This is a genomic window from Paraburkholderia caballeronis (assembly GCF_900104845.1).
GTDB classification, from domain to species: Bacteria; Pseudomonadota; Gammaproteobacteria; order Burkholderiales; family Burkholderiaceae; genus Paraburkholderia; species Paraburkholderia caballeronis.
In genome coordinates this window covers 776,117-793,252 of sequence record NZ_FNSR01000002.1, presented here as the reverse complement: position 1 = coordinate 793,252, position 17,136 = coordinate 776,117, and the positions used below count along the sequence as shown (strand labels likewise).

General features: G+C 64.0%; 29 protein-coding genes. 20 read left to right on the top strand and 9 right to left on the bottom strand.

Annotation, left to right across the window (positions count from 1 at the left end):
* Positions 1–2: 2 nt before the first annotated feature.
* The 9 genes from BLV92_RS20075 to BLV92_RS20040 form a co-directional block, all read right to left on the bottom strand.
* Positions 3–470 (bottom strand): Lcl C-terminal domain-containing protein, encoded by a 468-nt coding sequence (locus tag BLV92_RS20075; protein ID WP_090548126.1) that lies wholly within the window; start codon positions 468–470, stop codon positions 3–5.
* A 29-nt stretch (positions 471–499) separates the two neighbouring features.
* Positions 500–862, bottom strand: coding sequence for an Lcl C-terminal domain-containing protein (locus tag BLV92_RS20070; protein ID WP_090548125.1), 363 nt, complete (start codon positions 860–862; stop codon positions 500–502).
* Positions 863–957: 95 nt separating this feature from the next.
* The gene (locus BLV92_RS20065; RefSeq protein WP_090548123.1) at positions 958–1,815 is read right to left on the bottom strand and encodes a DUF2303 family protein; all 858 of its coding nucleotides are present in this window, start codon (positions 1,813–1,815) and stop codon (positions 958–960) included.
* A 31-nt stretch (positions 1,816–1,846) separates the two neighbouring features.
* Positions 1,847–2,326 carry a hypothetical protein gene (locus tag BLV92_RS20060; protein WP_244283868.1) on the bottom strand — a complete coding sequence of 160 codons (480 nt, stop codon included), beginning with the start codon at positions 2,324–2,326 and terminating at the stop codon, positions 1,847–1,849.
* 289 nt (positions 2,327–2,615) lie between these two features.
* Positions 2,616–2,750 carry a hypothetical protein gene (locus BLV92_RS32930; protein WP_256216119.1) on the bottom strand — a complete coding sequence of 45 codons (135 nt, stop codon included), beginning with the start codon at positions 2,748–2,750 and terminating at the stop codon, positions 2,616–2,618.
* 106 nt (positions 2,751–2,856) lie between these two features.
* On the bottom strand, positions 2,857–3,135 hold the full coding sequence (locus BLV92_RS20055; RefSeq protein ID WP_090548119.1) for a hypothetical protein: 279 nt from the start codon (positions 3,133–3,135) through the stop codon (positions 2,857–2,859).
* Between the two features lie 8 nt (positions 3,136–3,143).
* Positions 3,144–3,338 carry a hypothetical protein gene (locus tag BLV92_RS20050; protein WP_090548118.1) on the bottom strand — a complete coding sequence of 65 codons (195 nt, stop codon included), beginning with the start codon at positions 3,336–3,338 and terminating at the stop codon, positions 3,144–3,146.
* 130 nt (positions 3,339–3,468) lie between these two features.
* Entirely contained in the window at positions 3,469–3,747 is a 279-nt protein-coding gene (locus BLV92_RS20045) for a hypothetical protein (protein WP_143040706.1), read from the bottom strand.
* Between the two features lie 14 nt (positions 3,748–3,761).
* Positions 3,762–4,484, bottom strand: coding sequence for a S24 family peptidase (locus BLV92_RS20040; protein WP_167627127.1), 723 nt, complete (start codon positions 4,482–4,484; stop codon positions 3,762–3,764).
* Positions 4,485–4,567: 83 nt separating this feature from the next.
* On the opposite strand from BLV92_RS20040, the gene BLV92_RS20035 reads away from it, so the two are divergent.
* The 20 genes from BLV92_RS20035 to BLV92_RS19935 all read left to right on the top strand — a co-directional run bounded on the left by BLV92_RS20035 (position 4,568) and on the right by BLV92_RS19935 (position 17,135).
* The gene (locus BLV92_RS20035) at positions 4,568–4,840 is read left to right on the top strand and encodes a transcriptional regulator (RefSeq protein WP_090548113.1); all 273 of its coding nucleotides are present in this window, start codon (positions 4,568–4,570) and stop codon (positions 4,838–4,840) included.
* A gap of 54 nt (positions 4,841–4,894) precedes the next feature.
* On the top strand, positions 4,895–5,173 hold the full coding sequence (locus BLV92_RS20030; RefSeq protein WP_373681809.1) for a DNA-binding protein: 279 nt from the start codon (positions 4,895–4,897) through the stop codon (positions 5,171–5,173).
* Between the two features lie 204 nt (positions 5,174–5,377).
* Positions 5,378–5,674, top strand: a complete 297-nt coding sequence (locus BLV92_RS20025; protein WP_090548110.1) for a DUF4406 domain-containing protein — start codon at positions 5,378–5,380, stop codon at positions 5,672–5,674.
* Positions 5,671–5,946 carry a hypothetical protein gene (locus BLV92_RS20020; RefSeq protein WP_090548108.1) on the top strand — a complete coding sequence of 92 codons (276 nt, stop codon included), beginning with the start codon at positions 5,671–5,673 and terminating at the stop codon, positions 5,944–5,946. Before BLV92_RS20025 ends, BLV92_RS20020 begins: the two co-directional genes overlap by 4 nt.
* Entirely contained in the window at positions 5,928–7,055 is a 1,128-nt protein-coding gene (locus tag BLV92_RS20015; protein ID WP_090548106.1) for a hypothetical protein, read from the top strand. Before BLV92_RS20020 ends, BLV92_RS20015 begins: the two co-directional genes overlap by 19 nt.
* On the top strand, positions 7,052–7,276 hold the full coding sequence (locus tag BLV92_RS20010) for a hypothetical protein (RefSeq protein ID WP_090548104.1): 225 nt from the start codon (positions 7,052–7,054) through the stop codon (positions 7,274–7,276). Before BLV92_RS20015 ends, BLV92_RS20010 begins: the two co-directional genes overlap by 4 nt.
* Positions 7,276–7,623, top strand: coding sequence for a helix-turn-helix domain-containing protein (locus tag BLV92_RS20005; RefSeq protein WP_090548102.1), 348 nt, complete (start codon positions 7,276–7,278; stop codon positions 7,621–7,623). Before BLV92_RS20010 ends, BLV92_RS20005 begins: the two co-directional genes overlap by 1 nt.
* Complete coding sequence (locus tag BLV92_RS20000) at positions 7,620–7,922, top strand: hypothetical protein (RefSeq protein ID WP_090548101.1); 303 nt, start codon at positions 7,620–7,622, stop codon at positions 7,920–7,922. The genes BLV92_RS20005 and BLV92_RS20000 overlap by 4 nt, the downstream gene beginning before the upstream one ends.
* Positions 7,919–8,248, top strand: a complete 330-nt coding sequence (locus BLV92_RS19995; RefSeq protein ID WP_090548099.1) for a hypothetical protein — start codon at positions 7,919–7,921, stop codon at positions 8,246–8,248. Before BLV92_RS20000 ends, BLV92_RS19995 begins: the two co-directional genes overlap by 4 nt.
* Before the next feature lie 51 nt (positions 8,249–8,299).
* Complete coding sequence (locus BLV92_RS19990; RefSeq protein WP_090548098.1) at positions 8,300–8,683, top strand: hypothetical protein; 384 nt, start codon at positions 8,300–8,302, stop codon at positions 8,681–8,683.
* Positions 8,684–8,695: 12 nt separating this feature from the next.
* The gene (locus BLV92_RS19985) at positions 8,696–9,031 is read left to right on the top strand and encodes a hypothetical protein (RefSeq protein WP_090548096.1); all 336 of its coding nucleotides are present in this window, start codon (positions 8,696–8,698) and stop codon (positions 9,029–9,031) included.
* A gap of 58 nt (positions 9,032–9,089) precedes the next feature.
* Positions 9,090–9,275 carry a ribosome modulation factor gene (locus BLV92_RS19980; protein WP_090548095.1) on the top strand — a complete coding sequence of 62 codons (186 nt, stop codon included), beginning with the start codon at positions 9,090–9,092 and terminating at the stop codon, positions 9,273–9,275.
* 7 nt (positions 9,276–9,282) lie between these two features.
* Entirely contained in the window at positions 9,283–10,035 is a 753-nt protein-coding gene (locus tag BLV92_RS19975; RefSeq protein WP_090548093.1) for a hypothetical protein, read from the top strand.
* A gap of 3 nt (positions 10,036–10,038) precedes the next feature.
* Entirely contained in the window at positions 10,039–10,491 is a 453-nt protein-coding gene (locus BLV92_RS19970; protein ID WP_090548092.1) for a terminase small subunit-like protein, read from the top strand.
* A complete protein-coding gene (locus tag BLV92_RS19965) occupies positions 10,488–11,948 on the top strand; it encodes a hypothetical protein (RefSeq protein WP_090548090.1) in 1,461 nt (486 codons plus the stop codon). The genes BLV92_RS19970 and BLV92_RS19965 overlap by 4 nt, the downstream gene beginning before the upstream one ends.
* Positions 11,945–12,226: a hypothetical protein gene (locus BLV92_RS19960; RefSeq protein ID WP_090548089.1), complete on the top strand. Its 282-nt coding sequence runs from the start codon at positions 11,945–11,947 to the stop codon at positions 12,224–12,226. The genes BLV92_RS19965 and BLV92_RS19960 overlap by 4 nt, the downstream gene beginning before the upstream one ends.
* Complete coding sequence (locus tag BLV92_RS19955; protein ID WP_244283867.1) at positions 12,136–14,469, top strand: molecular chaperone; 2,334 nt, start codon at positions 12,136–12,138, stop codon at positions 14,467–14,469. The genes BLV92_RS19960 and BLV92_RS19955 overlap by 91 nt, the downstream gene beginning before the upstream one ends.
* Positions 14,469–14,837 (top strand): zinc ribbon domain-containing protein, encoded by a 369-nt coding sequence (locus BLV92_RS19950; RefSeq protein WP_244283866.1) that lies wholly within the window; start codon positions 14,469–14,471, stop codon positions 14,835–14,837. The genes BLV92_RS19955 and BLV92_RS19950 overlap by 1 nt, the downstream gene beginning before the upstream one ends.
* 233 nt (positions 14,838–15,070) lie before the next feature.
* A complete protein-coding gene (locus BLV92_RS19940; RefSeq protein WP_090548084.1) occupies positions 15,071–16,123 on the top strand; it encodes a hypothetical protein in 1,053 nt (350 codons plus the stop codon).
* Positions 16,124–16,145: 22 nt separating this feature from the next.
* A complete protein-coding gene (locus tag BLV92_RS19935; protein ID WP_090548082.1) occupies positions 16,146–17,135 on the top strand; it encodes a phage major capsid protein in 990 nt (329 codons plus the stop codon).
* Position 17,136: the final 1 nt, after the last annotated feature.

Genomic DNA, 17,136 nt, shown 5'->3' with positions numbered 1-17,136 from the left:
GATCAGACCTTGCGCGGCGGTGTGTATCTGCGGACGGCGCGGGCGCGGAACTCGTGGCGCTGGCCGTGGCCGCTCTGGTAGCCGGTGATGAAGCTCTGATACCAGGCCCAGCCGGAGTTCTCTTCGTGCTGCTCGCCGGACCAGTACCAGGCCGCCTCGAATTCGTCCTTCGTGTTCGAGAACAGCAGGGACTGTTCGCGCCGCGTGGGCAGCTCGCCGCCGTGTTCAACGGCCCATGCGAGCGCATCCTTCCAGTTCACCGACTCGGCCTCGTCGGGCAGCAGAATCACGTAGTGACTCAGCGTGCCGTCGTCGTTCAGGATCGACCCGGCGAGACGTTCGCCGGCGGCGAGTGGGATCGTGACTGCGGCGATGCGAATCTCGGTTGCCTGCGGCTGCCGCTTGAACTCTTCGATCAGGGCGGCGATCCGGGCATGTTCGCTCTCGATGGCCTGAAGCGTGATCGTCATTGCGATGCTCCGTTGAAATAGACGAAGGGTTAAATCGACAATCTGCGGACGGCGCGGGCGCGGAACTCGCCGCCCTGGCGGCCGTCGCCCTGACTGCCGTCGTGGAAGTACTGAAACCAGGCCCAGCCGGAATATTCGGGATCGTCATCCGGCGTATTCGACCAGTACGCGGTCTTCTGGAACTGGTCGCGCAACTTCTCGTATGCGATCACCAGCTCGGCACGCGTCGGCAGGTCACCGCCGATGCTCTTGGCCCAGTCCATCTGCGCCTGCCACGTGGCGGCATCGTTGTCGCCGGGCAGCAGGATCGTGTGCGTGACGTCGCCGTTCGCATCGACGAAGCCACTGAGGTAGATCTCGCCTTCAGCGAGCGGCGGAATTTTGATTTGCATGACTTCTCCTAAGAGAGGAAAAAGGACCGCCCGTACAGGCGCGGCCAAACACACGCGACGTGCCTCGGTGGTGCGCACGTCCCGTTACTGCTCGCTTAGTTGGCGAAGGGGTCGCCGAAGAAGAACGGGTTGCCGGTCTTCTCGCGGATGGTCGTGATGACGGTCGACGTCGCCGCTTCGAGGATCTTGTCCGTGCGTACGAGTTCGAACCAGAAGTGCAATTTGCCGTCGCGCACGCGATAGCGCAGGCGTGCGTCGACCTGATACGGATCGCCGTTCCAGAAGACGGGGATACCGATTGCGAACCGCTCGAACACCGACATCTTCTGCAGCGTCTGCGCATCATCGTCCTGTACGAACGAGAGATTCACGCCGCCGTTCGACAGCCGGATCGCGCTCTTGAAGCGCATGTCCTGGGTGGCCTCGAACGACAGCGCCATTTCGAGCATCGCGGCACCACTCGGCAGGCCCGCGCTGTCCGGGCTCGCGATGTCCTTCAGGTTGTCCTCGATAAACGCAGCGAAGTCGGCCTGGCTCATCGGCTGCTTGTTCTTGCCGTTCCAGCGCCGCCATTCTTCGCTGAACTCGGGAGCGAAATAGGCGCGGTGATCGCGCCACGCAGCGGCGCCCGGGTCCTCGCCCTGATCGTTGATGATCGCAGTGAATGCGATCTTGCCCTGCACGTAGTCGGCCAGACACCAGACCGTCGAATCGGTGAGCGAGCCATGTCGCTTCACGTAGTCGATGAAGCTGTCCGCGTCGCGCAGGCGCACGGTGGCCGTCTTGCGGAGCGGCGCCGGCAGCTTCATCGAATCGTCCTGCTCTTCGAGCGTCCAGCCCGGCGGCAGGGCGACGCGCCGCAGCGCGGCCGCCGTGTTCGATGCGATCTCGATCGGCGATTTCAACTCGCGCGCGAGCGTTTCGGCCAGGTTCGTTTCGTGTTTCGTTTCCATGACTTGGTTTGCGTCCTGTTGAGTGGAAAGGTCAGGCCGTCTTGAGCGCCGACGGCGGAGCGTCCGAAGCGCCCGGGACCTGCTTCAGATCGAGCTTCTGCTGGCGGGGATCTTCGGCAATCAGGTTGCCTTCGGGCGTGGCGAACAGCATCGCCTCCATCGGCTCGTCGGCCGGTTTTTTCACGGACACCTTGCCGGCGATATGCATCGCGCCGCCGCGGGTGGCCTTCTTCACGGCGATGGTCAGCGTCAGCGTGCCGCTCTTGCCAGACGTGTCGACGGCGTTGACGAGCGCCTGCATTTCGTCGCTGGCCGAGTCGAGAAAGACGCCGCCGCCGATATGGCGAAGTACGTCCGTGATGGGTCTTGCGCTCATGTGAACCTCGTAGAGGTGGTGGTTAATCGATATCGTTTGCAGCGCGCGACTTCGCATCGCGCACGGCCGGCGCCGGAACCTCGCGGCCGGCACGAATGCGCGCGCGCAGTTCGAGCACGCGGCGAAGCGGTTCATTGGAAAGGGCCTCCATCGCGGAGCCGCGGCAGCCCATCAGCCGGAACTCGCGGGCGACGTCAGCGGACGTGTCGGGGCGACGCATTACCGGCCCCACACGAACAGGCGAAGGCACCGCGCGCACGTGCGCGTGCCGAACCACTGCATGCGGCAACGCGGACAGGTATAGGCGTAGCGCATGGTCAGCGTCTCCGCGCCGCGCGCAACTTCGCGCGCAGAAGGGCGAACGCGGCCCGGCGGGACAGCGACCCGTTCGCGAGGTCCTCGACGATCTGCCAGAGGGTGCGCATCACCGCGGACTCCACACGACCGGACCGACGTCGATCTCATCGAGCTGCTGAACGGTCGCGATGACGAACACGACTGCTGCGAACACGACGAACGCTTTGCCCCACAGGGCGAGCAGACTCAGGACGTTTTTCATCGCGCGAGCCCCATCAGGAATTCGATGGGCGGCGCGACGCCGGCCGCGAGCAGGTACAGCGCGGCGAGCACGGCGAGCGGAAACCAGTCGGGCAGGCGTCGCATGGTCAGTGCACCTGGCCAGCGAAGATCGCGAAACGGACGTTCGGCGCGTCGATGCCGCGCACGGCGCATTCAACCTCAGCGCTACGCAGCGATTGGCGGACCAGCGTACGCACTGCGCGCAGGTCGCCGATCGACTCGACCGGTTCGAGCATCGCGGCGAGTTGACGCGTGATGATGACGGTGAGCAGCACATCGCGGCGCTCGGCGTTTTCGAGGCCGGTTTCACCGTGCGCGACGGTAACGGTCTCGATCTGGACTTTCGGTGCTTGAGCGGTGGTCATGGCGCGCCTCAGATGAAGAGCGGGCCAGTAACGCGGCCGATCACGCCATGATCACAGGTAGCCGAGAACTCGCAGTCAGGCAGGACCGAGGCATAGAAACCGTCGCGCGCTTCGTCGATGGCTTGTTCGCGCGCGTCTTCGAAACGCTCAGCTTCGGCGCATGCGACTTCGGCGTCTTGAAAGAGGATGGTGAAGGTGTACATGATCGCTCCTTGGGTGGAGGCGATCGGGTGAGCGCCTCGCCAACGCGTTTTCGAGTCGGCGAGTGAAAGATACCATCGGGTAACTATTTCTGCAATACCTTTGGGTAAGTTTTTTGGTCTCGATAGCTTCCTATCGTTTCTTCTTCATGAGATGTGCGTTGCGCTCGAAAATTTGACGGAGTTGCCCCTCCAACTCATCGCGTGCCGCGGACTTTTCTTCCTCTGAAATTTCTCCGCGCTCGATTTGAAGAAGATGGAAAATCCTAAGGATGTTGGCTTCGTTGGTGTTGCATTTAATTTCCACCCAATCTAGCCGCTTGCTGATCTCGGCGATCTTGTCTTCTGAAGTCTTTGAGACTAGCCACCACAGAAACGCAATGGCGCCGGCACCAATCCAACCGATATTCATGACATCCCCGATGGTTACAGGCGCTTCCCGCGCCATGCAAACACGACGCGCCCAAGCACCTGGAATTGTTCTCGCTCGCCGTTCTCGATGACGTAAGGATCGTAGCTCTTGTTGTCGGAAATCATCAAGATAGCGCCATCAGGACGCCGCTGCAGTCGCTTCACATAGAGTTCATCGCGCAGCGCTAGCACATATACGGCCTCAGTCCTGATCTCCCTAACACCGCGATCTACCCAGAGCAAGTCGGAATCCGAAAAGGTGGGCTCCATGGAATCGCCAGATGCCGGGAGTACCGCGAGATTGGCGGGACTGCTGATATGAGGCAATGCACTTCGCAACCATGAACTGCTAACTCGCAATAGCTCAACTACGTTTTCTTGATCGGGGGTGGGGCGCCCCAAGCCCATGGAAGCGGGCGCTTCGAAGCGCGGCACCTCTATTTCATTGCTTCCAATCGATTTTGGAGAATGGCTCAACACTATGCCGGGTTCCGCGTCATTCGCCGGACTTCCGGCGCTCGACTGCCAACCCGGGAAATGCTCATCCAGGAGCACTACCGAATCCTCGCCAATGCCTTTTGCGCCCGGCTTGTCAGGGGGATAGAGCATCCGCGACACATAGTTCGGCTCCTTATTGATGGTCCTAGCGATTTTGGCAATCCCGCCCCGCCCGAATTGATCCTTCAGCCGCAGCAATGCTAGGCGTCTTTCTTCGCGGCGTTCGTCACTTTTGCTCATCAAAGCATTGCACCCAATCGTTACCATTAAGTAAATAACCTTCTGGTATTGCTTATATGCTTACCGTGAGGTAACTTAGTCGAATGGACACCCTACGCACTTACCTCAACTCCCTCCCGGTCGCCGAGCAGGCTGCGTTCGCTCGCCGCTGCAATACGAGTTTGGGCTACCTCCGCAAGGCGCTGAGCATGCGCAGCCTGCTCGGCGAAAAGCTCTGCGCGCTGCTCGACCGCGAGTCTGGCGGCGCGGTTCCTCGCCAAGATCTGCGCCCCGACTGGCGTCAAATTTGGCCCGAGCTCGCCCAGGAATCGCTGCCGCCGTGCACGCCCGATGTCGGAGCAGCAGAAGCGGCATGACACCCATCGTATTCGTGCTGCGCCGCAACAGCACTCAACCGTTTTTGCTAAGGATTGACAGTGAAACCGAACATTGAATCCGCGCTGCGCGCGGTGCTGACTGGCCCCGACCGAAAGCGGGCCGCCGAGCAGCTCGCGTGGGATGCATCCGAAGTCAGCCGGTTTCTGAGCGGCCAACGCGGCGTGCTGATCGGCGAGATCGATCGTGCGATCGATGTCGCGGGTTACGCACTCGTGAGCCGCCCGTACCTGGACGCGATAGCGGTCCTTGGGAAAGTGGGCGTTGCATGCGAATGCGCGCGGCAGGGCGCGGGCGAGTGTGGTCGGGCGTGAGCGATCTCTTTCCGGTCCTCTGGATGCTGGCGGTCATCGTGGCCGCGATCGCAGAGGCATGGCGATTCACGAAATAGTGCTTCCCATATTGCACATGTGGCCGCTCGCCAACCGGTGCGCGGGAGCTTGAGGCGCAATCGGCGGCGCAATGTGCTGAGCCGATGACGGGCCGGAAAGCCACGGCCCCAAACAATGAGGACCCGCATGCGAATCTACGTCGCCGGCCCGATGACGGGCATTCACGAATGGAATTTTCCGCGCTTTCACGCCGAGACGGCGCGCCTTCGCGCGCTTGGTCACGTCGTGATCAAGCCGGCGGAAATCAATCCCGACACGACGCTGGGCTGGGAAATGTGCATGCGTGCGGATATCCAGCAGCTGGTGACCTGCGAGGCGATCTGCCTTCTGCCGGGCTTCGAGAACTCGAAGGGCGCCCGGCTGGAGCGTCATATCGCGATGGAGCTGGGCATGCAGGTGATGTATGCGCCGGAGGCGTCATGAGCCTGATCCACGAGGTAGAAGCATGGGAATTCGAGCTTCCCGGCCTGAAGAAACTGGTGCTGCTAGCGGTCGCGCGGATGGCGGGTAGGCCGTCGCTTGAAGCGCTGGTGCACGTGCCGCGGCTGGCGCTTCAGTGCGGCATCAGCGAGTCGGCCGCGCGAAAGTACCTGGGTGCGCTCGAAGCGGATGGCTATTTCACGGCGTCGAAGGATGGGCGCGTGCTGCGCATCCGGCTGGCGCTGGAGAACCCGGTGTGGAGCAATTCACGGTGAGGCTTTCTGATTTCCTCGACAGCATCGGGCATCCGGTAGCGTATTACCCGGCGCTGGCGGCTCCGCTGGGCGGCATCAATGCGGCCATCCTGTTCTGCCAGCTGTATTACTGGTCGAAACGGGCGACAGACGATCGCGGCGTGTTCAAGACGCAGGCGCAGCTGACTGCCGAGACGGGGATGTCCCGCAACGAGCAGGAGAATGCCCGGCGCTCGCTGAAGCGCTGCGGCGTATTGCACGAGAAGCATGACCGGCTGGAGCACAAGATGTTCTATCGGCTCGATCTCGACCGGCTGGAGGATCTGCTGAAAGCGGCGGCCGCGCCCGACTGCGAGAAACCCGCATTACCGAATGCTGGAAAGTCGCATTCCCGAATGCGAGAAACTAACATTCGGGAATGCGAGAAACCCGCATTACCGAATGCGGAAAACCAGCATTCCCGGATGCTGGAAACCGACATTCGCGAGCGCCAGTTTCCCGCATTCGTTAACGGGGTTAAGACTACAGCAGAGATTACAGAAGAGAGCAGCAGCAACGCGTGCGCACGCGACCCTGTGGATAACTCTGCTGCCGCTGCTGCCGCCGATGAAAAAGACTCCGCTCCGGAGAACCGCGAGCGCGAACTCACCGACCTGCTGATCGCGCTCGAACGCGATCGCGGCAAGGTGCTGGCGATCGACCGGAGCAAGGACCGGGCGGTCGTGCTCACGTGGGTCGGCAAGGCCGTCACGGCCGGGCAGCTGCGCGCCGCACACAAGCTCGCCGCCGCGGCCCGGGTGCGCGACGAGGACGACCGGCCGACGTATGTCGCGTTCGTCGCCGGCTTCCTCGCCGAGGCCTGCGCACCGGCGGCGATCGCTGCCGTCGAGGACTGGTGGCTGGCTGGCGAGGAGGTGCTCGTGGCGGCCGGCGAGAAGTTCGGCGCCCGGCCGAAGCATCGTGACGAGCCGCTCCCGCTTTACCGCGCCGTCGTGGCGCGCGCGGCCGGCAAAGGGCCGTGGATCGACGCGATCCTGCGCGACGCGCAGCGCACCGGCGGCCAGTTCCTGCAGACGATCGTGGCGACGCTTGGCGAAGCCCTCATGCCCGTTGACTGGTACGCATCATGACTCCCGAGAACAAGCAAACCTTCTGGCTCGTCTGGTCGCCGACCAGTGAGCGTCCGCCGCGCTTCCGGCACGGCAGCGAAGAATCCGCGACGAAAGAAGCCGAAAGGCTCGCCCGCGCGAACCCGGGCCAGATGTTCGTGGTGCTCGAAGCGAAGGCCGCGCGGCGCGTCGACGACATGGTCCGCACGACGTTCGTCGATGAATCGGAGATCCCGTTCTGATGCATCCAACCAAAGTGAAAGTGTTCGATCTCGTGGCGGCCCGCGGCGCGATGACGGCGGTCCAGATTGCGGACCATGTGGGCGTGAGTTCGAAGCAGGCGCGCAGCGTCGCGCTCGGGCTGGTCGACGACGGCTATTTTCGCTGCGAGACCTCGGCGCGCGGCGGCCCGGGCAAACCCGGTCATTACGTGTTCACGCGCACGGCGCTTGAGCTGCCGCGGTCAGCGCGCGCGGTTCCTGCCAAGGTGGATTTCGGTCACCCGGACGATTGCCCCTGGTGGCCGGCGGCCGATCTGGCTGTCGAGGCAGCGATGCGCGGCATGGTGTGGATTGGAAGGGCCGCATGAGCCATCGACCGAACAAGCGCGAGAGCGCGCACATGGGTCGCGTGGCGGCGATGGCCTGCATCTGCTGCACGCTGCTCGGCCGCACGCAGACGTCGAGAACGGAAGTGCATCACGTGCGTGTGGGTCACGGCGGCGCGCAGCGGGCAGGCGACTTCTGCACGGTACCGCTTTGCGCTGACGACTGCCATCGCGGCACGAACGGCGTGCACGGCGACCAGACGTACCTGCGGATCCTGAAGGTGACGCAGATCGATCTGCTGAACGCGACGATCGAGCGGCTGTACGGGGTGGCGCGATGACGATGGTGCTGACTGTTCTCGTGCCCAGTCCGGTAGTCGTGGAATTGCGCTCGGGTCATCGAACCCGGCTCTCGTATCGCGTTGATGACGTGGAGTTCGTAACGGGTGTACGCGCGTTGCGCCGCATTCGGCGCGCCGATGGCTCGTTCGACGCTGACCGCGTCGAGGTGGAGGCGTTTATTCCCGAGCATCAGCGCCGCGGCGTTGAGGCGCCGAAGAAGGACTGGATTACGCCCGAATACCTGCGGTGCTATGCCTTTCTCGTTGATAACTGTAAATCCCTTCGGGATTTTTTCGAATCTGGCGAGCTGGAACGGGAAGTTTGAGTTCGTTATATCGCAGCAATTACGGCGGCTTTTGCCGCCAGGGAGATTCAGATGTACGGGCAATCCGATATCGTCGGGCTGACGGCGGGGCAGGTGCAGGCGATGCAGGCGCAGCAGAACATCGGGGGCCTGCGCAACGAGATGCGCACCAGGTTGCAGGAGGCCTTCGCCGCAGAGCCGGTGGCGCCGGTGAAGGCGCTCGATCTTATGCAGCGCGCGAGCGCCGCGGTGGGCGCGCTCGAAGAGTTGCTGGCCGAGCACGAGAAGCGCATCGAAGCCGTGCTGGTGCCACCGCAACAGAAGGGCAACACCGGAACCGATGGCAATCCGATGGCATCGGATTCGACGCTGGTCAATTCGCTGCGCGCGCTGCTGGCGCGCGTGGACCGGTGCAGCGAAATCGTGTCGGATCTGTCCGCTCGCGTGCAGATCTGAGAGGGGCGAGCCGTGCGCGCCTTCAAGAAATCGCTGCCGCTGACCGTGGAAAGCCTTCTTCAGCGCATGGCGCTCAATCGCATGTACACGGAGCATGCGGTCCGGCTGCGGCTCGGCTGCAGCCGGGAGGGGGTTCGCGATCTGCTCCAGCGCGCGGTCGCGGATGGCGCTATTCGCGAGGCTGCGCCAGACAAGAACGGCCGCGTGTACTTCTGGCGAGAAGAGGAGCGACACGTGGACGTGGCGACGAGGCGCTGGGGAGCCGCCATCATGACTGGGCAACTCGAAGGCTACACCGCGTCCCTCGACCGGTTCCGGTCGCTCTGCGAGCGGGCGCGCCGACGGTAGGCCTGTTCAGCAAATTTCCCGTTACCTACCATTTTCGGGCAACCGTCCAGGAGTGCCCGTGCTTTCCCGCGAAGAGATCGAACGCTATGCCGCCGAGGGCCGCGAGGCCTTCGAACGCGGCATGGCGGTCAGCCACTGTCCCTATCCGCAGAACTCGTCTGCCCTCCTGACATGGATCCGTGGTTACCAGAACGCCGCATTCGGCGCCCGGTTCGCTCGATCGGAGCGGGCCGATTTCACTTGAGGCAACGATGAAATCCTCGAATCTCCTGAAGTTGATACTCGCGGCGCTCGCGCCGCTGTACATGTCCGACGACGCGAGCGCAGCTGCGCCGGCTGATGCGGGAAACGCGCCGACGGCGAGCCCCGCGCTGGGCGAGACCCGCGGCGGCGGAATGCAAGCATCTGAGCCGCAAACGCAGGCCCAGCAAGGCGAAAGCGCGGCGGCGGCCACGGGCGAACAGGAGGCTGGCGGGGCCACGGTGGGGGAGATCGATGCAGCACCTGCGGCGGCCGTACCCAGCGATACTTCCGCTACGACCTCTGCCGCCGATGCGGCGTTGCGCGCGACTCAGGTCGACGGTGATCCGCAGCAGCCCGCTGTCGACGATCCCGCCGAAGCCGTGAAGAACACGGATGGCACGCCGGCGGCAGCACCCGAATCGGGGGAAGCGCAGGCTGGTCCGGCAGCCGATGCCGCTGCATCCACTGGACTCCCGGACATTGCTGCCTCGAACGCGGTCGCGCCGGCTCCCGCCGCTGCGGCTGCGCCGCCGGCCGATGAGGTGATCGGGTTGACCCTGCCGCAGCGCGTGGCGATGCATCTCGAAGCAGTGTTCCAGCTCGTGTCCGACCACGTATCGGCTGCGGCTCGCGAGCCCGAGGCCGAAATCTCGGCCGTGAAGGCGTCGATCGAGCGCATCGAGGCCCACGTTCGCAACGGACTGGAAGTCGCGCATCACGAGGTGGTGAGCGAACTGGCGAAGCTGCGCAAGTTGCTGTGAGCAATGGGCCGACCGAGCAAATATTCCGACCGCGTCGCCGAGGTGATCTGCTCGCGGATCGCCGACGGCGAAAGCCTTCGCACGATCTGCAAGGATCGGAATATGCCCGGTCGGCAGACGGTGCTGGGATGGCTCGCGGACAAGGACAACGAGGGTTTTCGTACCAGGTACGCGTACGCGCGCGAGGCGCAGGCTGACCTCTACGCCGAGGAGTGCATCGAGATCGCGGACACGCCGGTGCTCGGGACCAAGACGGTGTCGAGGGAGTGGGGCGAAGAGGTGACCGAGGCGGACATGATCGAGCATCGCCGCCTTCAGGTTCTCACGCGCCAGTGGTACGCATCGAAGCTCGCCCCGAAGAAGTATGGCGACAAGCTGCAGGCGGACCTGAACCATTCCGGGACCGTGCAGGTCGTGAAGCTGAACAACGAACCCGCGCCGGAGATGCCGGAGTGAGCGGCGAAATCATCCTGCCGCACGAGTGGTCGCCCCGTATCTATCAAGGGCGGCTGTGGAATTACATGCTCCGCGGCGGGAAGCGTGCGATCGACATCGCGCACCGGCGCTGGGGCAAGGACGATGTCGCGCTGCACTGGACATGCTATGCGGCGCACGATCGGGTGGCGACCTACTGGCACATGCTGCCGCAGGCCTCGCAGGCCCGCAAGGCCATCTGGGAAGCGGTGAATCCCAACACGGGGAAGCGCCGGATTGATGAGGCGTTTCCGGAAGCCCTGCGCACGACGACGCGCGAGAACGAGATGTTCATCAAGCTCAAGTGCGGCTCGACGTGGCAGGTGGTCGGCTCGGACAACTTCAACAGCCTTGTCGGCTCGCCGCCGGCCGGGCTGGTCATGTCGGAATGGGCGCTCGCGAATCCGGCCGCATGGGGTTATCTGAAGCCGATCCTCGACGAAAACGGCGGCTGGGCGATGTTCATCACGACGCCGCGCGGCAAGAACCATGCGCACGCGATGTACGAGATGGCGCGCGCCAATCCCGCCTGGTTCGCGGAGGTGTCGAGCGTCCTGAAGACTGGCCGGTTTTCGATAGCCGATCTTGAGCAGTTCCGCCTCGAATACATCTCGATGTTCGGCGAGGATCAGGGCAACGCGCTGTACGAGCAGGAATATCTGTGCAGCTTTGAGGCCGCAATTCTCGGCGCGTACTACGGGCGCGAGATGGCGGCCGCGCAGCAGGAAGGCCGGATCGGCGCGGTGCCCTATGACCCGATGCTGCCCGTGTTCACCGCGTGGGATCTCGGGCGCACCGACGATACATCGATCTGGTTCTATCAGGTCGCCTGGGGGCAAATCCGGCTGATCGACCATTACCGGGCGTCCGGCAAGGATCCGCTGCATTACGCCGAAGTGATCCATGGTCGCCGGATCGTCGTGCACGAGTACGGCGAGAACGGCAAGCCCGTGAAGTGGTCGTTCGGTGAGTCGCTTCCCGAACATGCTCACCGGATTGCATGGCGCTACGCCACTCACTGGCTTCCGCACGATGCTCGCCCGAAGACATTCGCAGCCGCACGCTCGGCAATGGAGCAGCTGGCCGACTTCGGCGTAAAGGGGAGAATCGTGCCGAGCCTCAGCCTGCAGGACGGGATTCAGGCGGCGCGCGCGACGCTCAAGCAATGCTACTTCGATGAGGAGCGGTGTTCGTTCGGCATCGACTCGCTCAAGACCTATCGCCGCGAGTGGGACGAGGACAAGAAGATGTTCACTGACACGCCGGTGCACGACTGGACCAGCCACGCGGCGGACGCATTCCGCTATCTGTCGCTCGTCTGGCGTAATCCCCCGCAGGAGGCTCCAGTCGAGCAGCCGCGCTTCCTGCACGACATGACGGCCAAAGAGGTGTTCTGGCCCGCGCAAAGCAACCTTACGGCTCAACGGGAGCGTATATGAATCACGTCACGCAGGCCTACTCGTACCGGCACGTCTCGGCGTCCGGAAACATTCGTGCGGGCGACGGCGTGCTCGGCGGCATTTTCGTGAGCGCGGCGACAGGCACGCCGACGATTGCCATTTACGACGATGCGGCCGACGGCGTTGGCACTCTCCTCGTCGACGAATTCACGCCGACGCCGGGCCAGTGGATCCCGCTTCCCTTCGCGTTCGTGAACGGGTTGAACATCGTCATCGGCGGCACGGTTTCTGCGACCGTCGGCTTTACCGCAGGCTGACCATGAGCGACATCGAGCAGCCGCAGGGCGGCACGCCGGAAATCTCCCTCGTGAATCGCTGGACGAAGGAGATCGAGCTTTATCAGAAGCAGGCCGGCAAATGGGAAACGAAGGGCAAGAAAATCGAGCGGCGCTACAAGGACGAGCGCAATGTGCGCGAAGAGAAGGTGTCGCGTTACAACATCCTGTGGTCGAACGTGCAGACGTTGCTGCCGGCGCTCTATTCGCGTAACCCGAAGCCCGATTTTCAGCGTCGGTTTCTGGCTGCCGATCCGGTCGGGCGCGTGACATGTGAAGTGCTGGAGCGTGCGACGAGCTACGTGCTGGAGAAGGTGGATTTTCGCGCCATCATGCGCCAGTGCGTCACGGACCGTCTGTTGCCCGGCCGCGGCACGCTCTGGCTGCGATACGTGCCGCACTGGCGCGACGCGTCGGATGCTTCGAACGACTACGTCGCGCGCGAGGGGTTCGAGGTGGACGACGATGCCGATGCGAACGAGTCGAACGACGTCGCGCAGGACGTGACCGCCGACGGTGAGCCGGTGCAGGAGCTGGACTATGAAGAAGTAGACGTCGACTATGTGCACTGGACTGACTTCGGACATACCGTTGCGCGAACGTGGCAGGAAGTGACGGCCGTCTGGCGCGTCGCGTATCTCACGCGACGCCAACTCGTGAAGCGATTCGGTCCGGAGAAGGGCAACGCTGTGCCCCTCGATCACGAGCCCGAAGACCTGAAGGGGCAGGCGGTCACCGAATACCAGAAGAAGGCGCGTATCTACGAGATCTGGGACAAGGACACGATGACCGCGATCTGGATCAGCCGCGTGCATCCGGAGCCGCTGGACGTTCGCGACGATCCGCTCGGACTGGAGGGCTTTTTCCCCTGCCCCCGGCCGCTGCTGCCGAATGGCGCGAACGATTCGGTGATCCCGGTTCCGGACTATGTGATGTATCAGGATCAGGCCGGGGAGCTGGACGAACTCACGAGCCGCATTACGCTGCTCACGCGCGCGATCAAGGCGGCTGGCGTGCGCGATGCGAGCGCGCCGGGATTGGAGCGGCTGCTGTCGGAGGGCCTCGAAAACGTGCTGGTCCCGGTGGATGCCTGGGCGGCGTTCGCTGAGAAAGGTGGTCTGGTCGGTGCAGTCCAGATGCTGCCGATGGCCGATCTGGCGCAGACGCTGCTGACGCTGTACGACGCGCGCGAGAAGGTGAAGCAGGACCTGTACGAGATTACCGGCATGTCGGATATCGTGCGGGGCGCGAGCGATCCGAACGAGACATATGGCGCGCAGCAGCTGAAGGCCAATTTCGTATCGATCCGTCTGGAGGACATACAGGCGGACGTGCAGCGGTTCGCGCGCGACGCTGTTTCGCTCATCGCCGAAATCATGGCGAACCATTTCAGCGTCGACACGCTCGCCGAGATCTCCGGCTACGCGCTGATGACGGCGATGGAGAAAGAGGTGGCGAGCCGCATCCGCGCGCTCGGCGGCGAGTTGCCGGACGATCTCAAGCAGCCGTTCGAAGAGCCAACGTGGGAAGAGGTGGCCGCGCTCCTGCACAACACCACAGTCCGCCACTACCGGCTCGACATCGAAACCGACTCGACGCTGAAGATGAACCAGTTGCAGGAAAAGGCGGACCGCACCGAATTGCTGAAGGCGGTCGGCGACTTCCTCACCGCGGCGGCGAACGCCGATCCCACGCTCGTGCCGCTGCTCGGCCAGATGCTGATGTTCGCGGTCCGCGCGTTCCCCGTCGGCAAGTCACTGGAAGCGAGCCTGCAGGAGACCGTCGATCAGCTCGTCGCGCGCGCGAAACAGGCGGCTTCGAATCCGCAGCCGAACCCGGCGCAGATGAAAGCGCAGTCGGACGTCCAGATCGCGCAGGGCAAGAATCAGGCTGCGCTGCAGGGCAAATTGGCCGAGATTGCTGCCGACGAGCGTGCTGCGGCGGCCGACCGACAGCAGGAAGCGCAACTGGCGATGGTCGAGCGGCAGGCGCAGATGATCGCCGAACGCACGCAGGCGCAGCTGCAGGCACACCTCGAAACGGTGCGCGCGGCGAACGAATCCACGCTCGAACAGCAGCGCGTCGCCTTCGAAGGCCAGCTGCAACTGCTCCTCGCCTCGATCAAGGCCGCCGCGCAGGTTGAGTCGGCAGAGATCGCCGCGGGAGCGACATTGACGGCGGCCCAGTCGAGCGCGGCCGCGCAACCCCTTCTGGAGAATCAGTGATGCCTCTGTATCGTCTGCAATGTGCCGCGCGGTGTGGTCACGAGGAAGACATTTTTCGCGCGGTCGCCGATCGCGATCGCGACCTGCCGACGCATTGCGATGCGCCGATGGTCCGCAAGATCGTGGCGCCCATGGTCGCTCCCGACATTGATTCGTATCGCGCCATTGCAGTGGACGTGGCGACCGGAGAGGTGCCGGTGATCAACAGCCGGAGCGCGCACCGCGAATTCCTCAAGCGCAACGGGTACATCGAGATCGGCAACGAGACCGGCGGCCGCAATCCGGGACCCGACAATGTGCGCGGCGACTTCGATGTACGCGGCGACCTCGCGCGCGCGACGAGTGACGTGCTGCGGAGCACGCGATGATCGGGTCATTCATGCCGCGGCTGCTGCCTTTGCTCCAGCAGGCCGAACAGGCGGCGAAAATGCGCGCCCTGCAACGCCTCGCGGCAGCGCACCAGCCGCAGATGCCGTCGCCGGGCGCGCCCCCGCCGGCTGCCGGCGCGCCTCCGATGGGCGCGAATCCGTCGCCGGCTGGCATTGCGCCGAATTTTCCCGTTACCTAGCATCGCCCTCATGTTGAAAGGTGGGGATTCCCGATGAGCGTGGACGGCGGCAGCGAACAGACGGCGGAGCACGGTAGCGGCGGCTCGGAGGGTGAGCTTTCGCTGCGCGAGGAGCTGAGCCGGAATCTGGCCGATATTCAGGCGGCGCAGCAGGACGCGACGTCGCAATCGACGACGCAGGCAGCCGCCGCGCCTACATCGGCTGATGGTGCGCCGTCAGCGGGCACCGAATCGACTGCGGTCGCCGCGCCCGCGCACGACACTTCCGCGGCTACGGCGACCGATCCGGCGAAGGCAAAGCCGCCGGCTTCGTGGAAGGCGACTGAGCAGGCCCATTGGGAGAAGATCCCGCCGGAAGCGCAGGCGGTCATCGCGCGCCGCGAAGAGGAAGTGCACAGCGCGATCACGCGCCTCGGCGCGGATGCCTCCGTTGGCCGCAAGTTCGCGGAGGCCGTCACGCCGTATCTGCCGACGATCCGCGCGGAAGGGGGCGAGCCGATCGCCGCCGTGCGCGACCTTCTCCAGACGGCATACGTGCTGCGCGCGGGGGACGCTGAGCAGCGCGTGGCGCTCTTTCGGCAACTGGCGCAACAGTTTCGCGTCGACCTGAACCAGGTGGCGCAGGGTCAGCAGCAGGTCGATCCACAGGTGCAATCACTGCAGCAGCAGCTTGCGCGTGTGAACGGCTTTCTGGCGACCCAGCAGCAGCAACAGCATCAGCAAACCCAGGGGGTGCTGCACAACCATATCGCAGCTTTCGCTGCGGATCCCGGACATGAGTTTTTCGAGCAGGTTCGCCCGGTCATGGCGAGCCTGCTGAATGGCGGCGTGGCGAAGGATCTGCAGGAAGCCTACGACATGGCGTGCAACGCCAATCCCGATGTTCGTTCCACGCTTCTGACTCGCCAGCAGGCGAGCGACGAAGCGAAGCGGGCAGCCGAAGCGAAAGCCAAGGCTGATGCGAAACGCAGGGCAGGTGTCTCGATCAGTGGATCTCCGGGCGCGACCGTCTCGAAGACCGCCGCCGATCCCGACCGCTCCCTGCGCGATGAACTCCGCGCGAATCTTCGCGCGGTGACCTCGTGAATTCGCAAATGGAGCCGACATCATGGCACTTCTGAATCCGTCCAGCACCCTGACGGAAATCGTCACGACGACGCTGCGAAACCGCACCGGCAAGCTCGCGGACAACGTGACGAAAAACAATGCGCTGCTGTTCCGGCTGCGCCGGCGCGGCAACGTGAAGCCCGTTTCGGGCGGTCGCACGATCGTCCAGGAACTCGAATATGCCGAGAACGGCACGTTCAAGCGCTACAGCGGTTACGAGGCGCTGAACATCTCGCCGTCCGACGTGTTCACCGGCGCGGAGTTCAACTACGCACAGGCCGCCGTCGCGATCTCGATCTCGGGTCTCGAACAGCTGCAGAACAGCGGCGAGGACGCGATCATCGACCTGCTCGAAAGCCGCATCCGCAACGCGGAAAAGACGCTGGTCAATAACATCGCGCTCGACTGCTACTCCGACGGTACGGCCGACGGCGGCCGGCAGATCGGCGGCCTCGCGCTGCTCGTCAGCTCGACGCCGACGACGGGCGTCGTGGGCGGTATCGACGCATCGACGGCGATCGGCGCGTTCTGGCGCAACACGGCGTTCTCGGCGGCGACCGATGGCGGCGCGGCAGCGACCTCGGCGAACATCCAATCGTACATGAACCGCATCTATGTCCAGCAGGTCCGCGGCACGGACAAGCCGGACCTGATCATCGCCGACAACAACTACTACCGGCTGTATCTGGAGTCGTTGCAGGCGATCCAGCGGATCACGTCCGACGAGATGGCGCAGGCGGGTTTCGACTCGCTGAAGTACATGCAGGCCGACGTGGTGCTCGACGGCGGTTTCGGCGGGGGCGCGCCGACGAATACGATGCAGTTCCTGAACACGGACTACATCTACTTCCGGCCGCACACCGACCGGAACTTCGCGCCGATCGGCGACGATCGGTTCGCCGTCAACCAGGACGCGATGGTCAAGCTCGTCGGCTTCGCCGGCAACATGACCGTGTCGAATCGCCGTCTGCAAGCCGTGCTCGGCGCATAAG

What these genes read in the sequence shown, in the direction of transcription:
- BLV92_RS20075 (WP_090548126.1), bottom strand. Translation starts at nt 470, where the DNA reads ATGACGATCACGCTTCAGGCCATCGAGAGCGAACATGCCCGGATCGCC.
- BLV92_RS20070 (WP_090548125.1), bottom strand. Translation starts at nt 862, where the DNA reads ATGCAAATCAAAATTCCGCCGCTCGCTGAAGGCGAGATCTACCTCAGT.
- BLV92_RS20065 (WP_090548123.1), bottom strand. Translation starts at nt 1,815, where the DNA reads ATGGAAACGAAACACGAAACGAACCTGGCCGAAACGCTCGCGCGCGAG.
- BLV92_RS20060 (WP_244283868.1), bottom strand. Translation starts at nt 2,326, where the DNA reads ATGAACCGCTTCGCCGCGTGCTCGAACTGCGCGCGCGCATTCGTGCCG.
- BLV92_RS32930 (WP_256216119.1), bottom strand. Translation starts at nt 2,750, where the DNA reads ATGAAAAACGTCCTGAGTCTGCTCGCCCTGTGGGGCAAAGCGTTCGTC.
- BLV92_RS20055 (WP_090548119.1), bottom strand. Translation starts at nt 3,135, where the DNA reads ATGACCACCGCTCAAGCACCGAAAGTCCAGATCGAGACCGTTACCGTC.
- BLV92_RS20050 (WP_090548118.1), bottom strand. Translation starts at nt 3,338, where the DNA reads ATGTACACCTTCACCATCCTCTTTCAAGACGCCGAAGTCGCATGCGCC.
- BLV92_RS20045 (WP_143040706.1), bottom strand. Translation starts at nt 3,747, where the DNA reads ATGAATATCGGTTGGATTGGTGCCGGCGCCATTGCGTTTCTGTGGTGG.
- BLV92_RS20040 (WP_167627127.1), bottom strand. Translation starts at nt 4,484, where the DNA reads ATGAGCAAAAGTGACGAACGCCGCGAAGAAAGACGCCTAGCATTGCTG.
- BLV92_RS20035 (WP_090548113.1), top strand. Translation starts at nt 4,568, where the DNA reads ATGGACACCCTACGCACTTACCTCAACTCCCTCCCGGTCGCCGAGCAG.
- BLV92_RS20025 (WP_090548110.1), top strand. Translation starts at nt 5,378, where the DNA reads ATGCGAATCTACGTCGCCGGCCCGATGACGGGCATTCACGAATGGAAT.
- BLV92_RS20020 (WP_090548108.1), top strand. Translation starts at nt 5,671, where the DNA reads ATGAGCCTGATCCACGAGGTAGAAGCATGGGAATTCGAGCTTCCCGGC.
- BLV92_RS20010 (WP_090548104.1), top strand. Translation starts at nt 7,052, where the DNA reads ATGACTCCCGAGAACAAGCAAACCTTCTGGCTCGTCTGGTCGCCGACC.
- BLV92_RS20005 (WP_090548102.1), top strand. Translation starts at nt 7,276, where the DNA reads ATGCATCCAACCAAAGTGAAAGTGTTCGATCTCGTGGCGGCCCGCGGC.
- BLV92_RS20000 (WP_090548101.1), top strand. Translation starts at nt 7,620, where the DNA reads ATGAGCCATCGACCGAACAAGCGCGAGAGCGCGCACATGGGTCGCGTG.
- BLV92_RS19995 (WP_090548099.1), top strand. Translation starts at nt 7,919, where the DNA reads ATGACGATGGTGCTGACTGTTCTCGTGCCCAGTCCGGTAGTCGTGGAA.
- BLV92_RS19990 (WP_090548098.1), top strand. Translation starts at nt 8,300, where the DNA reads ATGTACGGGCAATCCGATATCGTCGGGCTGACGGCGGGGCAGGTGCAG.
- BLV92_RS19975 (WP_090548093.1), top strand. Translation starts at nt 9,283, where the DNA reads ATGAAATCCTCGAATCTCCTGAAGTTGATACTCGCGGCGCTCGCGCCG.
- BLV92_RS19970 (WP_090548092.1), top strand. Translation starts at nt 10,039, where the DNA reads ATGGGCCGACCGAGCAAATATTCCGACCGCGTCGCCGAGGTGATCTGC.
- BLV92_RS19960 (WP_090548089.1), top strand. Translation starts at nt 11,945, where the DNA reads ATGAATCACGTCACGCAGGCCTACTCGTACCGGCACGTCTCGGCGTCC.
- BLV92_RS19950 (WP_244283866.1), top strand. Translation starts at nt 14,469, where the DNA reads ATGCCTCTGTATCGTCTGCAATGTGCCGCGCGGTGTGGTCACGAGGAA.
- BLV92_RS19940 (WP_090548084.1), top strand. Translation starts at nt 15,071, where the DNA reads ATGAGCGTGGACGGCGGCAGCGAACAGACGGCGGAGCACGGTAGCGGC.
- BLV92_RS19935 (WP_090548082.1), top strand. Translation starts at nt 16,146, where the DNA reads ATGGCACTTCTGAATCCGTCCAGCACCCTGACGGAAATCGTCACGACG.